At 68.4% G+C, this 12978-nt stretch carries 9 protein-coding genes; 5 read left to right on the top strand and 4 right to left on the bottom strand.

What is annotated here, in order from left to right; translation table 11 throughout:
- The 3 genes from A3A5_RS0124725 to A3A5_RS0124715 all read right to left on the bottom strand — a co-directional run bounded on the left by A3A5_RS0124725 (position 1) and on the right by A3A5_RS0124715 (position 4513).
- The gene (locus A3A5_RS0124725; RefSeq protein ID WP_018313172.1) at positions 1-2616 is read right to left on the bottom strand and encodes an FtsX-like permease family protein; all 2616 of its coding nucleotides are present in this window, start codon (positions 2614-2616) and stop codon (positions 1-3) included.
- Positions 2617-2691: 75 nt separating this feature from the next.
- Positions 2692-3294, bottom strand: a complete 603-nt coding sequence (locus A3A5_RS0124720) for a DUF4126 domain-containing protein (RefSeq protein WP_018313171.1) — start codon at positions 3292-3294, stop codon at positions 2692-2694.
- A 121-nt stretch (positions 3295-3415) separates the two neighbouring features.
- On the bottom strand, positions 3416-4513 hold the full coding sequence (locus A3A5_RS0124715; RefSeq protein ID WP_018313170.1) for a substrate-binding domain-containing protein: 1098 nt from the start codon (positions 4511-4513) through the stop codon (positions 3416-3418).
- Between the two features lie 145 nt (positions 4514-4658).
- Between A3A5_RS0124715 and A3A5_RS0124710 the strand changes: the two genes are divergently transcribed.
- Positions 4659-5492 (top strand): substrate-binding domain-containing protein, encoded by an 834-nt coding sequence (locus tag A3A5_RS0124710; RefSeq protein WP_018313169.1) that lies wholly within the window; start codon positions 4659-4661, stop codon positions 5490-5492.
- 89 nt (positions 5493-5581) lie between these two features.
- On the opposite strand, the gene A3A5_RS0124705 is transcribed toward A3A5_RS0124710, so the two are convergent.
- The gene (locus A3A5_RS0124705) at positions 5582-6529 is read right to left on the bottom strand and encodes a LysR substrate-binding domain-containing protein (RefSeq protein WP_018313168.1); all 948 of its coding nucleotides are present in this window, start codon (positions 6527-6529) and stop codon (positions 5582-5584) included.
- Between the two features lie 232 nt (positions 6530-6761).
- Between A3A5_RS0124705 and xdhA the strand changes: the two genes are divergently transcribed.
- The 4 genes from xdhA (at position 6762) to A3A5_RS0124685 (ending at position 12917) form a co-directional block, all read left to right on the top strand.
- Positions 6762-8264 carry a xanthine dehydrogenase small subunit gene (gene xdhA / locus A3A5_RS0124700; RefSeq protein WP_018313167.1) on the top strand — a complete coding sequence of 501 codons (1503 nt, stop codon included), beginning with the start codon at positions 6762-6764 and terminating at the stop codon, positions 8262-8264.
- A gap of 25 nt (positions 8265-8289) precedes the next feature.
- Positions 8290-10644, top strand: a complete 2355-nt coding sequence (xdhB, locus tag A3A5_RS0124695) for a xanthine dehydrogenase molybdopterin binding subunit (protein WP_018313166.1) — start codon at positions 8290-8292, stop codon at positions 10642-10644.
- A 172-nt stretch (positions 10645-10816) separates the two neighbouring features.
- Positions 10817-11806, top strand: a complete 990-nt coding sequence (xdhC, locus tag A3A5_RS0124690) for a xanthine dehydrogenase accessory protein XdhC (RefSeq protein ID WP_026201092.1) — start codon at positions 10817-10819, stop codon at positions 11804-11806.
- Positions 11807-11861: 55 nt separating this feature from the next.
- A complete protein-coding gene (locus A3A5_RS0124685) occupies positions 11862-12917 on the top strand; it encodes an adenosine deaminase (RefSeq protein ID WP_018313164.1) in 1056 nt (351 codons plus the stop codon).
- The last annotated feature ends 61 nt before the right edge of the window (positions 12918-12978 follow it).

The following is a 12978-nucleotide window of genomic DNA, read 5'->3' as shown; positions in this document are numbered from 1 at the left end:
TCAAGCATCACGCAAGGTCGCCAGCGCGGGCTGGCGCAGCACTTCGCGCAGGCCCAGCCAGCCGCCGGCAAAAGCGCACAGCATGCCAGAAACCACGCCCACCGGCACGATCCAGGCATTGAAGCGGTACGGGAAATCGAAGACGAACTGCGACAGCCCCCAGCCCACCGCGATCGCGCCCAGGCTGGCCAGGAATCCGGCCAGGCCGCCCACCACCAGGAACTCGGCGTACTGCGTCTGGCGCACCAGCGCGGCCGAGGCCCCCAGCGCCTTGAGCAGGCCCGCATCGCGCATGCGCTCGTCACGCGCGCCGGACAGCGCCGCGTACAGCACGGTCACGCCGGCGGCCAGCGTGAACACAAAGAGGAACTCCACCGCCGCGATCACCTGGTCCAGGATGTCCTGGATCTGGCGCAGGATCAGGTCGGTATTGACCACGGTGATGTTGGGGAAGGCCGCGATCAGCCGGTTGCCCAGCGCCGCGCTGGCGGGCGGCAGGTGGAACGACGTGATGTAGGTCTCGGGCAGCCCCTGCATCGCCTGCGGCGGCAGGATCACGAAGAAATTGACGCGCATCGAGCCCCAGTCGAGCTTGCGCAGCGAGGTCACGCGGGCCTGCACGGCCTGGCCGGCCACGTCAAAGCGCAGAGTGTCGCCCAGCCGGATGCCCAGCGTCTTGGCGATGCCCTCTTCCACCGATGCGCCGGCGTCCGACCCCTTGGCCCCGTCGGACCAGCGCCCGGCAATCACGCGGTTGCCCTCGGGCAGCGCATCGGTATAGGACAGGTTGAATTCGCGCTCCACCAGGTTGCGCGCGCGCCCGTCCTCAAAGCTGTCGCCGCGGATGGCACGCTCGCCGATATGAGTCAGGCGCCCGCGTACCATCGGGTAGAGCAGATCGTTGATGCCGGCGCCGGCCAGCATCTGGCGCAGCGGCTCGCGCTGGTCCGGCTGGATATTGATGATGAAGCGGTTGGGCGCATCGGCCGGCGTGGCGCTGCGCCACGAATCGACCAGGTCATTGCGGGTCATGCCGAGCAGCAGCAGCGCCATCAGCCCCACCGCCAGCGCCACGGTCTGCAGCACCGTGACCGCGCGGCGGCGTTCCAGCACCGCCAGCGCAAAGCGCCAGCCCATCACCGCGCGCCCGCGCAGGCGCCCACGCAGCAGGCGCGACAGCAGCGTCAGCAGCCCCAGCGCGAGCACCGCGAAGACCACGCCCGCGGCGACAAAGCCACCCGCGGTGGTCAGCCCGAGCCGCAGGTCGCGCGCCGCCACCAGCAGCAGCGCGACAAAGGCGCCCAGGCCCAGCGCATAGGCGACCCAGGCCGACACCGGCGGCGGCCCGATATCGCGGCGCAGCACCCGCAGCGGCGCCACCCGTGTCAGCGCCAGCAGCGGCGGCAGCGCAAACCCGGCCAGCAGCACCAGGCCGGCCAGCACGCCCACCAGCGCCGGCAGCAGCGACGGCTGCGGCAGCGACACCTTGAGCAACCCGCCCAGTGACAACAGCAGGCCGTAGTGCCCCAGGTACCCGAGCAGCACGCCGGCCAGCGCGCCGGCCGCCCCCACCAGCAGGAATTCCAGGCCGAAGGCGCGCAGGATCTGCCCGCGCGACAGCCCCAGGCACTTGTAGACCGCGCAGGCATCGGTGTGGCGCTGCATATAGCGGCGCGCCGACATGGCGATGGCCACCGCGGCGATCATCGACGACAGCACCGCCACCAGCGACAGGAAGCGCTCGGCGCGGTCCAGCGTGGCGCGCATCTGCGGCTGGCCCGATTCCAGCGACTCGACCCGGGTATTGCGCAGCTTGCGGCGTCCGATCTCGTCCTGCGCCCATTTCTGGAAGGCGGCGCCGGCGGCATCGGGGCCGGCCACCAGCAGCCGGTAGGTCACGCGGCTGCCCCAGCCGACCAGCCCGGTGCTGTCCAGGTCCGACAGCGGCATCAGCACGCGCGGCGCGAAGTTCATGAAGCCGGTGCCGCGATCAAGCTCCTGCGTGATGATGCGGTCGATGCGGAAGCTGCGGCTGCCCAGTTGCAGGGTGTCGCCCACGGCAACCCCCAGGGCGCCCAGCAGCGCCTCGTCAACCCACACAGTGCCCGGCGCGGGAATGCCTTCGGCGGGCGCATCCGGCGCCCCCGCTGCACTGGCAACCTTGAGCTTGCCCCGCAGCGGGTAGCCGTCACTCACGGCCTTGAGCGCGGCCAGCTGGCTGGGGGCGTCACCGCCGGCCGGCGCCTTGCCATTGGCCGTCGCCATGCTAGGGAAGGTGACGGTCTGCGCCACGGCCAGCCCGGCCGCTTGCGCACGCTGCGCGAAGGCGGCATCGAAGGGCTGGTCAGCCACCAGCAGCACGTCGGACGCGATCATCTGGCGCGCGTCGCGCTCCAGGCCCAGCCGCATGCGGTCGGCCATGAAGCCCACGCTGGTCAGCGCGGCCACGGCCAGCACCAGCGCAAACAGCAGCAGGTAGAGCTCGCCGGCCACCCAGTCGCGCCGGGCCATGCGCAACGCCTGGCGCCAGGCGGAGAAGCGGCCGCCATGCGCGGGGCGCATGCCGGCGGGGTTGGCGGCCGTGGGCGGAGCTTCGATGGCGGACTCGGGGGGCATCGGTTGGTTTGGTTCTTGGTTTGTGGCGGCGGCGCGCCTCGGGTCAGTCGAAAAAAAGCGGGAATGGCCGGGAAGCTAGCGGGGTGTGCCAGGCCGCTCAGTCCTGGCGCGCAGGCTCGCATGCAGCCGGCGCACGCCGCGCCACAATTTCGGCAGCAGCCACACCGACACCAGCAGGAAAACCACCAGCAGCACCAGGAACACCACCGGCAGGAAAAATGCCAGCAGCAGGCTGCCGGTCGCGGTCAGGTCTTCCGTGAATGAGGCCGTCCAATTGGAGAACGGTTCCGGCGAGACATTGATCAGCGCGCGCGTGCCGGCCTTGACCGCATGCGCGGTGCCGGCCAGCGTGCCGCCGATCAGCCCTGCCGCCACCATCCACTGCGGATCCAGCTGGCCGAAGGCGGCGGCGGCCAGGATCGCGCCGGCGGGAATGCGGATGAAGGTATGGATGCCGTCCCAGACGGAATCGAACGCAGGCACCTTGTCGGCGACAAATTCGGCCACGGCCAGCACGGCAGCCACGCCGATGACCCACCAGGATTCCAAGGGCTGCAGCCCGGGCGGCAGGTCCAGCCAGCCCAGGCGCGCCAGCACGCCGGCGGCCAGCACGGCAAGGTAGAGGCGAAAGCCGCTGGCCCAGGACATGCCCGCGGCCAGCGCGGCGGTTTCCAGCATGGCGCTCCTTGCAAGGGTCTGGCGCAAGCCTGTGCAAACCACGGCGCGCCTGGCAGGGAGTGTAATACGGACCCGGCCGCGCAGCCGCGCGCCCGTCGGCGTCATGCCGCCCCGCTCGCCCTCAGTTGTCTTCCTTGCCGTCCGGCCCGAACCACGGCAACGCCTCCTGCGGCGTCAGGATGCCGGCCGGCTCGGCCACGGTGTAGCCGGGCAGCGCCTCGATGCGGCGGGCAAAGGCCGGATCGGCCAGCAGGCCCAGCACGGCTGCCATCCAGCCGGCGGTCTGGTCGTTCTTGCGCAGCGCCAGGTAGTAGGCCTCGCGCGTCAGCGGCACAAAGGCGAGCCCGTGAGCCTCGGCATTCATGCGCAGCCCGAAACCGGCCTGCGCGCGGCCGCCGTGCACGGCCTCGGCCACCTTCTCGTTGCTGAACTCGGTCTCGTCGTAGCCGGCGATCTGGTCCGGGTACAGGCCCTGCGCGGCCAGTAGCTGGTCGAACAGCATGCGCGTGCCCGAACTGCGCTGCCGGTTGACGAAGCGCGCCTGGGTGCGCGCCAGGTCGCGCAGGTCATGCACCTCGCGCGCCACCTCCGGCGCCAGGATCAGGCCCTGCTCGCGCCAGGCCAGCCGCAGCAGCCGCACCGCGGCCGGCCGCAGCCACTTGCGCAGCGTCACATGCGCGACCGAGCCCGCGGTCTGCACCGGCGAGACATAGAAGCCGGCCAGTTCCGACTGCCGCTCCTGCAGGCAGATCAGCCCCTCCACGCTGCCGCAAAACACTGTATCGAGCTGCAGCGGAGTTCTTGCCTCGCCCAGCGCGGCGGCCAGAACCTCCACCGCCGGGTCATGGCTGCCGGTGAAATGCACGCACGACTGCGGCAGCTGGGCATCGTCCAGTTCGGCAATGAATTCCGCCATGGCCTTCTGCACCACCGGGTCGACCGATTCGCGCAGGCGCAGTTCGGCGCGCAGCAGGCGTTCGCCGAAGCGCGTCAGCGAGGCACCGCGGCCGCGCTCCATGTCGAGCATGCCGCGCCCGAGCATCTCCTCCCAGGTCCGCATCACGCCCCAGGCGTGCCGGTACGACAGGCCGATCTCGCGCGCCGCGCGGTGCAGCGAGCCGGTTTCACGCACTGCCTTGAGCAGCTGGAAGACCTTGCCGTTGGCGCGCGGATTGTCGTCGGCCGCGATCACGGGGAACAGGTCAAAGCGGAAGGTCATATGTCCCCCGCAGCATATTTACTTGTTGAACTCGGCTGGACCACAATGAATACCCCATTGTTATGTTCTTTTGCCGCATTCTCCATGAGATTCCAAGGCAAAAGCAATTATGTCCAATAGAACATAATACAAAGGAGCCCACCGCATGTCGCTTCGCCTTGCCCAATGCCTGCGCCGCCCCGTGCGTCAGCTCGTCGCCATCGCCTGCCTGGGCCTGCTGTCGGCGGCCCAGGCCGGCGAACTGAAGCTGGCCACCACCACCAGCACCGAGAACTCCGGCCTGCTGAAGTACCTGCTGCCGCGCTTCGAGAAAAAGGCAGGCGTCACCGTCAAGGTGATCGCGGTCGGCTCGGGCAAGGCCATGAAGATGGGCGAGATGGGCGACGTCGACGTGCTGCTGGTGCACGCCCGCAAGATGGAGGACGCCTTTATCGCAGCCGGCTACGGCGTGAACCGCCGCGACGTGATGTACAACGACTTCATCGTGGTCGGCCCGGCCAGCGACCCGGCCGGCGTCAAGGGCGGCAAGGACGTGCTGGCAGGGTTCCGCAAGCTTGCCGGCAGCGGCAGCAAGTTCATCTCGCGCGGCGACAACTCCGGCACCGACGTGATGGAGAAGGACTACTGGAAGCAGCTCGGCATCGAGCCCAAGGGCCAGCCGTGGTACATCAACGCAGGCCTGGGCATGGGCGAGGTGCTGACCATGGCCGCGCAGATGCCGGCCTATACGCTGTCGGACCGTGCCACCTACGGCGCGTATCGCGCCAAGACCGGCCTGGCGATCGCCATCGAAGGCGACCCGAAGATGTTCAATCCGTATGGGATTATCGCGGTCAATCCCGCCAAGCATCCGGGCATCAACCATGCGGATGCGATGAAGCTGGTGGAGTGGATCACGTCAAAGGAAGGGCAGGACGCGATTGGCGGGTACAAGGTGGAGGGAGAACAATTGTTCTTCCCGGACTACAAGGCGAAGTGAGACGCCTATTCCTCGCCGGGCAGGCCCAATACTGAGGCAGGGGTGCGAGTTCCAGTCGCCCCGTAGTGCCATCCGTCATAGGCGTTGCCTCACCCCCCCTCTGCCTCCAGCCGTGGCAATTGCGGCAGATCCGCCGCCACCTCGGCAATCATCCGCCGGATCCACATCACATCCGGCGCCGCATGGCAGCGCTCGTGCCACAGCTGGTAGAAGCGCATGCGCGGGAAAGACACCGGTGACGGCACCATGCGGATCGGCAGGTACTGGGCATAGTGCGCGGCAAACTGCCGGCCGGTGGTGAAGACCATATCCGTCTTCATCAGCACATACGGCACCAGGCCAAAATACGGCAGCGTGACCTGAATATTGCGTTTGTAGCCCTGCTCGGCCAGCGCCTGGTCGATCATGCTGCGCTGCATCGACGCGTACGGCGCGGGTGCCAGATGCGGCATCTCCAGGTAGTGCTTGAGCGTCAGCCCCTTGCGCGCCAACGGGTGCTGCGCGCCCAGCATGCACACCACCTCGTCGTCGAACAGCGGCGAGATATGCAGGTGCTCCGGCGGCGACAGCCAGTTGCCGACCACAATATCCAGCTGCCCCTGCTCCAGGTCGTCCAGGAAGTCCGACGACGACGTCATCGGATGCACGAACAGCTTGGCGCCCGGCGCCAGCCGGCGCACGCGCTCGACGATATTGGGCAGGAAGAAGGCGTCCAGGTAGTCCGGCGCGCCCAGATGGAAGGTGCGCGTGGTGGTGGCCGGGTCGAACTGCTGCGGCGGGCGCGCGATGCGGTCCATCGCCGCCAGGCTCTGCTCGGCCAGCGCCAGCAGTTCGCGGCCGCGCTCGGTCGGGACCATGCCGTTTTTGCCCCGCACCAAAATGGCATCGCCGGTGATCTCCCGCAGGCGCTTCAGGGTATTGCTGATGGCGGGCTGGGACTGGCCTAGGCGCACGGCCGTGCGGGTCACGCTCTGCTCGGTCAGCAGGGTGTGAAGCACCCGCAGCAAATAAGTATCGAGATGGTCGCGTCCGTGCATGGCGATGGCGGTCCTCCGGCGGGGGCCAGATGGGTGGCGTGGGGGATGGGAACGGCGCATAGTGTATGACAGGCGCCCCACAAACGGTCAAATGACCCCCTCCCGGAGGGCGCGCGCCGGTGCGGCGGGGCACCAACCGGGGCCGCCCGCTGATGGCGCATATCACCTGGGCCGAATATTGCATGAAAGGCCAGGGTGCTATGTTTCCGCCATCACCAAGAGAGAGAAGACCATGGAGACGCAAACCATCCGCTTTTTCCACCGCGGCCAGGTCAAGGAAGTATCCGACGCCCCCATTACCCGCACCGTGCTGCAGTACCTGCGTGAAGACGCGCGCTGCACCGGCACCAAGGAAGGCTGCGCCGAAGGCGACTGCGGCGCATGCACCGTCGTGATCGGCGAGCTGCAGGACGGCGGCGATGTCGAATTCAAGGCGGTCAACGCCTGTATCCAGTTCCTGCCCACGCTCGACGGCAAGGCCCTGATCACGGTCGAGGACCTGCGCCAGGCCGACGGCAACCTGCACCCGGTGCAGGAAGCCATGGTCGAGTGCCACGGCTCGCAGTGCGGCTTCTGCACCCCCGGCTTCGTGATGTCGTTGTGGGCGCTGTACCAGCAGCACACCCCGGGCGGCGAGGCGCCCCCGCGCCAGACCATCTGCGACGCGCTGACCGGCAACCTGTGCCGCTGCACCGGCTACCGCCCGATCATCGACGCCGGCGAGCGCATGATGGCCCTGCCCGCCCCCACCGCGGACAAGCTCAACCCGAAGCAGATCGCCGACACCCTGCGCAACCTCAAGCGCGGCGAAACCTTCCGCTACCGCGCCCAGGGCCAGGAATTCTTTGCCCCGCGCACCGCGGCGGAGTTCGGTGCGATCAAGGCCGCACAGCCCGACATCCGCATCCTGGCCGGCAGCACCGACGTGGGCCTGTGGGTCACCAAGCAGTTCCGCGAGCTGGGCAGCCTGCTCTACGTGGGCCAGGTGGAAGACCTGAACCACATTGAGGAACGCGACGGCATGGTCGAGATCGGCGCCGCCGTGACGCTGGAAAAGGCCTATGCCGCACTGAACGCCGCGCACCCCGAGCTGGAAGAGATGTGGAAGCGCTTTGCCTCGCTGCCGATCCGCAATGCCGGCACGCTGGGCGGCAATATCGCCAACGGCTCGCCGATCGGCGACTCGATGCCGGCGCTGATCGCGCTGGGCACGGAAGTGGTGCTGCAGCACGGCGAAACGCGCCGCACGCTGCCGCTGGAAGACCTGTACCTGGCCTACCAAAAGACTGCCATGCAGCCGGGCGAATTCGTCGCCGCGCTGCGCGTGCCGGTGGCCGGCCCGCAGCACTTCCGCACCTACAAGCTGTCCAAACGCTTTGATGAGGACATTTCCGCAGTGTGTGCCGCATTCGGCATCACCGTGCAGGACGGCATCGTCACGCAGGCCCGCATCGCCTTTGGCGGCATGGCCGCCACGCCCAAGCGCGCCGCCGCCACCGAAGCGGCCCTGACCGGCCAGCCCTGGAATGAAGCCACCGCCCGCGCCGGCATGGCCGCGCTGGCGCAGGACTACACGCCGCTGTCCGACATGCGCGCGACCGCGTCGTACCGCAGCCGCGGTGCCGCCAACCTGCTGTATCGCTTCTGGCTGGAGACCCGCGCGCAAGCGCTGCCCGCGGCAGCCGTCAACGTCCGCGCCATTGGCGCCGGCGCCACTGAAACCGCTACGGCCTGAGCCAGAGAAATAGGAAAGCATCGGCATGAACAAGCAAACCGAACCCTTCCTGCTCGACGCCGCCGAACAGGTCCCGCAGGTCGGCATCTCGCGTCCGCATGAATCCGCCCACCTGCACGTGGCCGGCACCGCCACCTACACGGATGACATCCCCGAGCTGGCCGGCACGCTGCATGCCGCGCTCGGCATGAGCACCCGCGCGCACGCCCGCATCAAGTCGGTCTCGCTCGACAAGGTGCGCGCCGCGCCCGGCGTGGTCGATGTGCTGACGGTGGACGACATCCCCGGCACCAACGACTGCGGCCCGATCATCCACGACGACCCGATCCTGGCACGCGACGTGGTGCAGTTCATCGGCCAGCCGATCTTTATCGTGGTGGCGACCTCGCATGACGCCGCCCGCCGCGCTGCCCGCCTGGGCGCAATCGACTACGAAGACCTGCGCCCGGTGCTGTCGCCGCAAGCCGCGCACGAGGCCGGCAGCTATGTGCTGCCGCCGATGCACCTGACGCGCGGCGAGCCGGCCGCGCGCATTGCCGGCGCAGCCCGCCAGGACAGCGGCAAGATCCACCTGGGCGGCCAGGAGCAGTTCTACCTGGAAGGCCAGATCTCGTATGCCGCGCCGCGCGAGAACGACAGCATGCAAGTGTGGTGCTCGACCCAGCACCCGACCGAAATGCAGCACGCGGTGTGCCATATGCTGGGCTGGCAAGCGCACCAGGTGCTGGTCGAATGCCGCCGCATGGGCGGCGGCTTCGGCGGCAAGGAGTCGCAGTCGGCGCTGTTCGCCTGCTGCGCCGCGCTGGCCGCCTGGAAGCTGATGTGCCCGGTCAAGCTGCGCCCGGATCGCGACGACGACATGATGATCACCGGCAAGCGCCATGACTTCGTGTTCGACTACACCGTGGGCCACGACGACGAAGGCCATATCGAGGGCGTGAAGGTCGAGATGGTGTCGCGCGCCGGCTTCTCGGCCGACCTGTCGGGCCCGGTGATGACCCGCGCCATCTGCCACTTCGACAATGCCTACTGGCTGCCGAACGTGCAGATCGACGGCTACTGCGGCAAGACCAACACGCAGAGCAACACCGCATTCCGCGGCTTCGGCGGCCCGCAGGGCGCTTTCGCGGTCGAGTACATCCTGGACAACGTCGCCCGCGCGGTCGGCAAGGATTCGCTGGACGTGCGCCGCGCCAACTTCTACGGCAAGACCGAGAACAACGTCACGCCTTACGGCCAGACCGTGGAAGACAACGTCATCCACGAGCTGATCGACGAACTGGTGGCCAGCAGCGAATACCGCGCCCGCCGCGAGGCCACGCGCGCCTTCAACGCCACCAGCCCGGTGCTGAAGAAGGGCATCGCCATCACCCCGGTGAAGTTCGGCATCTCATTCAACGTGGCCCACTTCAACCAGGCCGGCGCGCTGGTGCACGTCTACAACGACGGCTCGGTGCTGGTGAACCACGGCGGCACCGAGATGGGCCAGGGCCTGAACACCAAGGTGGCAATGGTGGTGGCGCATGAGCTGGGCATCCGCATGGAGCGCGTGCGCGTGACCGCGACCGATACCAGCAAGGTGGCCAATACCTCGGCCACCGCAGCCTCCACCGGTGCCGACCTGAACGGCAAGGCGGCGCAGGACGCCGCCCGCCAGATCCGCGAACGCCTGGCTGTGTTTGCCGCGCGCAAGGGCGGCGTGGAGCCGTCCGAGGTGCGCTTCAATGATGACCTGGTCAGCGCCGGCGAGCTGCGCCTGTCGTTCGGCGAGCTGGCGCGCGAAGCCTACGTGGCGCGCGTGCAGCTGTGGTCCGACGGCTTCTACACCACGCCCAAGCTGCACTGGGACCAGAGCAAGCTGCAGGGCCGCCCGTTCTACTACTTCGCCTACGGTGCCGCGTGCTCCGAGGTGCTGGTCGACACGCTCACCGGCGAATGGAAGCTGCTGCGCGCCGACGCGCTGCACGACGCCGGCCGCTCGCTGAACCCGGCGATCGACATCGGCCAGGTCGAAGGCGCCTTTATCCAGGGCATGGGCTGGCTGACCACCGAGGAACTGTGGTGGAACCAGGACGGCAAGCTGATGACGCACGCCCCGTCCACGTACAAGATCCCGACGGTCAACGACTGCCCGGAGGAATTCAACGTGCGCCTGTTCCAGAACCGCAACGTCGAGGACAGCATCCACCGCTCCAAGGCCGTGGGCGAGCCGCCGCTGCTGCTGCCGTTCTCGGTGTTCTTTGCGATCCGCGACGCCGTGGCTGCCGTTGGCGACTACCGCATCAATCCGCCGCTGAAGGCCCCGGCCACCAGCGAAGCGATCCTGGACGCCGTCGACGCCGTGCGCGAAGCCGCGGCGCAGCCAGCCTGCGCTGGCTGAACGATCGCAGGAAGCGCGCGCCTGCGGGCGCCCCCGGGCTTTCCCCCCTTGGCCGCGTTGACGGGCAAGGGGCCGGTGGAAGAAGCAGGCGCGCGCCACCCTTGCGATGACATGGCGCAGGCAGCACCACAGCATCAAGCAGCAACCAGGCAACACCGACAAGGCCCCCGACATGCAGGACGCACCGCTCAAACCCTTCCGCTTCGCCGACGCCGCCCGCATGGTGCACGCCGGCGTGCCGGTAGCGATGGTCACCATCGTCGAAGTCAAGGGATCGGCCCCGCGCGAGGCCGGCATCCGCATGCTGGTCAGCGCCGACGACCTGGTCGGCACCATCGGCGGCGGGCACCTGGAGTGGCGCGGCATGGATATCGCGCGCGAGATGCTGGTGCGCGGTGAAACACGCCGGATCGAGCGCATTCCGCTCGGGCCCGCGCTGGGCCAGTGCTGCGGCGGCGTGGTGCAGCTGGCGTTCGAGGTCCTTGGCGAAGCCGACCTGCACTGGCTTGACGCGGTCGAACGCAATTTCACCGCCGGCAAGGCACTGCAGCGGCAAGTGCCGGCCAGCGGCGCAATCACCCATGGCGACAGCCATGCCGTGATCCCCGGCGTAACGCTGCACGCCGACGGCAGCTGGACCGATACGCTGGTGCCCGACACCATGCATGTGGTGCTGTTTGGCGCGGGCCATGTCGGCCATGCGCTGGTCAAGGTGCTGGCCACGCTGCCGTGCCGCGTGCACTGGGTCGACGAGCGTGACACGCTCTTCCCCGGCGGGCTGCCCGACAACGTCGAGGCCGAGGCCAGCGACACGCCCGAGGCGGTAGTGGCGCAGGCGCCCGCGGGCAGCTACTTCCTGGTCATGACGCACAGCCATGCGCTGGACCAGACCCTGTGCGAGGAAATCCTCAAGCGCACCGACTTTGCCTACTTCGGGCTGATCGGCTCCAAGACCAAGCGCGCGCGCTTTGAACACCGCATGGCCGAGCATGGCATCGACCCGGCCCGGTTTGCGGAAATGACATGCCCCATGGGGGTTCCCGGGATTACCGACAAGGCTCCGGCTATGATTGCGGTAGCCATCGTCGCCCAGCTGCTCCAGGTCCGCGAACAGCGCCTTGCCGCGCTGCGTCTGGGCCGCCCGGAGGCGGTGCATCCCTGAACCCGTGCCGCCGGCTCCGCCGGCAGGCACAGAAATGCCCAGAAACGAGGCCCCCATGACCATCGATGCCGCGCTCGCGGAACAGATCCGCCGCACTCCCAAGGCCGAACTGCATGTGCATATCGAAGGCACGCTAGAGCCGGAACTGATCTTCCGGCTGGCACAGCGCAACCAGGTTGCGCTGCCCTACCCCAGCGTCGAGGCGCTGCGCGCCGCCTACGCCTTCACCGACCTGCAGTCGTTCCTGGACATCTACTACGCCGGCGCCAGCGTGCTGCTGACCGAGGAAGATTTCTTCGACATGACCATGGCCTACGTCAAGCGCGCGGTCGCCGACAACGTCCGCCACGCCGAGATCTTCTTCGACCCGCAGACCCATACCGCGCGCGGCGTGCCCATCGGCGTGGTGATCGACGGCATCGCCGATGCCCTGGCGCAGGCGCGTACCGAGTATGACTTCTCCAGCAGCCTGATCCTGTGCTTCCTGCGCCATTTGCCGGAGGAAGACGCCTTCGCCACGCTGGAAGCGGCGCTGCCCTACCGGGACCGCTTTGTCGGCGTGGGCCTGGACTCGTCCGAGCAAGGCAACCCGCCCGAGAAGTTCGCGCGCGTGTTCGCCAAGGCGCGCGAGCTGGGCCTGCACCTGGTCGCCCATGCGGGCGAGGAAGGCCCGGCGCAATACGTCACCGACGCCCTCGACATCCTCAAGGCGCAGCGCATCGACCACGGCGTGCGCGCCATCGACGACCCCGCGCTGGTGGAACGCCTGGCGCGCGAGCGCGTGGCGCTGACCGTGTGCCCGCTGTCGAACGTCAAGCTCAAGGTCTACCCGGACCTGCGTGACCACCCGCTCAAGCGCATGCTCGATGCCGGCGTGGTGATCACGCTGCATTCGGACGATCCGGCCTACTTCGGCGGCTATATGAACGCCAACTGGGAAGCCACCTTCGACGCGCTGCCGCTGGACGCGGCCGATGCCCACAAGCTTGCCCGCAACAGCTTTGAAGCGGCCTTCCTGCCTGCCATGCAGAAGGCTGAATTCCTGGCGGAAGTCGACCACTTCTGGTCGAGCCCGCCCAAGTCCCCGCCCGCAACGGCCCCGGCGGCCTGAGCGCGGCGCATGCCAATAGCCCGGCCTGCTGCTTGAACCCTGCGGTTCCGCGCGGGCCGGC

Source organism: Cupriavidus sp. UYPR2.512, assembly GCF_000379565.1.
Lineage (GTDB): Bacteria > Pseudomonadota > Gammaproteobacteria > Burkholderiales > Burkholderiaceae > Cupriavidus.
Note: the sequence above shows the minus strand (reverse complement) of the source record. Positions and strands in the feature narration are given on the sequence as shown.

What these genes read in the sequence shown, in the direction of transcription:
- A3A5_RS0124685 (WP_018313164.1), top strand. Translation starts at nt 11,862, where the DNA reads ATGACCATCGATGCCGCGCTCGCGGAACAGATCCGCCGCACTCCCAAG.
- xdhC (WP_026201092.1), top strand. Translation starts at nt 10,817, where the DNA reads ATGCAGGACGCACCGCTCAAACCCTTCCGCTTCGCCGACGCCGCCCGC.
- xdhB (WP_018313166.1), top strand. Translation starts at nt 8,290, where the DNA reads ATGAACAAGCAAACCGAACCCTTCCTGCTCGACGCCGCCGAACAGGTC.
- xdhA (WP_018313167.1), top strand. Translation starts at nt 6,762, where the DNA reads ATGGAGACGCAAACCATCCGCTTTTTCCACCGCGGCCAGGTCAAGGAA.
- A3A5_RS0124725 (WP_018313172.1), bottom strand. Translation starts at nt 2,616, where the DNA reads ATGCCCCCCGAGTCCGCCATCGAAGCTCCGCCCACGGCCGCCAACCCC.
- A3A5_RS0124710 (WP_018313169.1), top strand. Translation starts at nt 4,659, where the DNA reads ATGTCGCTTCGCCTTGCCCAATGCCTGCGCCGCCCCGTGCGTCAGCTC.
- A3A5_RS0124715 (WP_018313170.1), bottom strand. Translation starts at nt 4,513, where the DNA reads ATGACCTTCCGCTTTGACCTGTTCCCCGTGATCGCGGCCGACGACAAT.
- A3A5_RS0124720 (WP_018313171.1), bottom strand. Translation starts at nt 3,294, where the DNA reads ATGCTGGAAACCGCCGCGCTGGCCGCGGGCATGTCCTGGGCCAGCGGC.
- A3A5_RS0124705 (WP_018313168.1), bottom strand. Translation starts at nt 6,529, where the DNA reads ATGCACGGACGCGACCATCTCGATACTTATTTGCTGCGGGTGCTTCAC.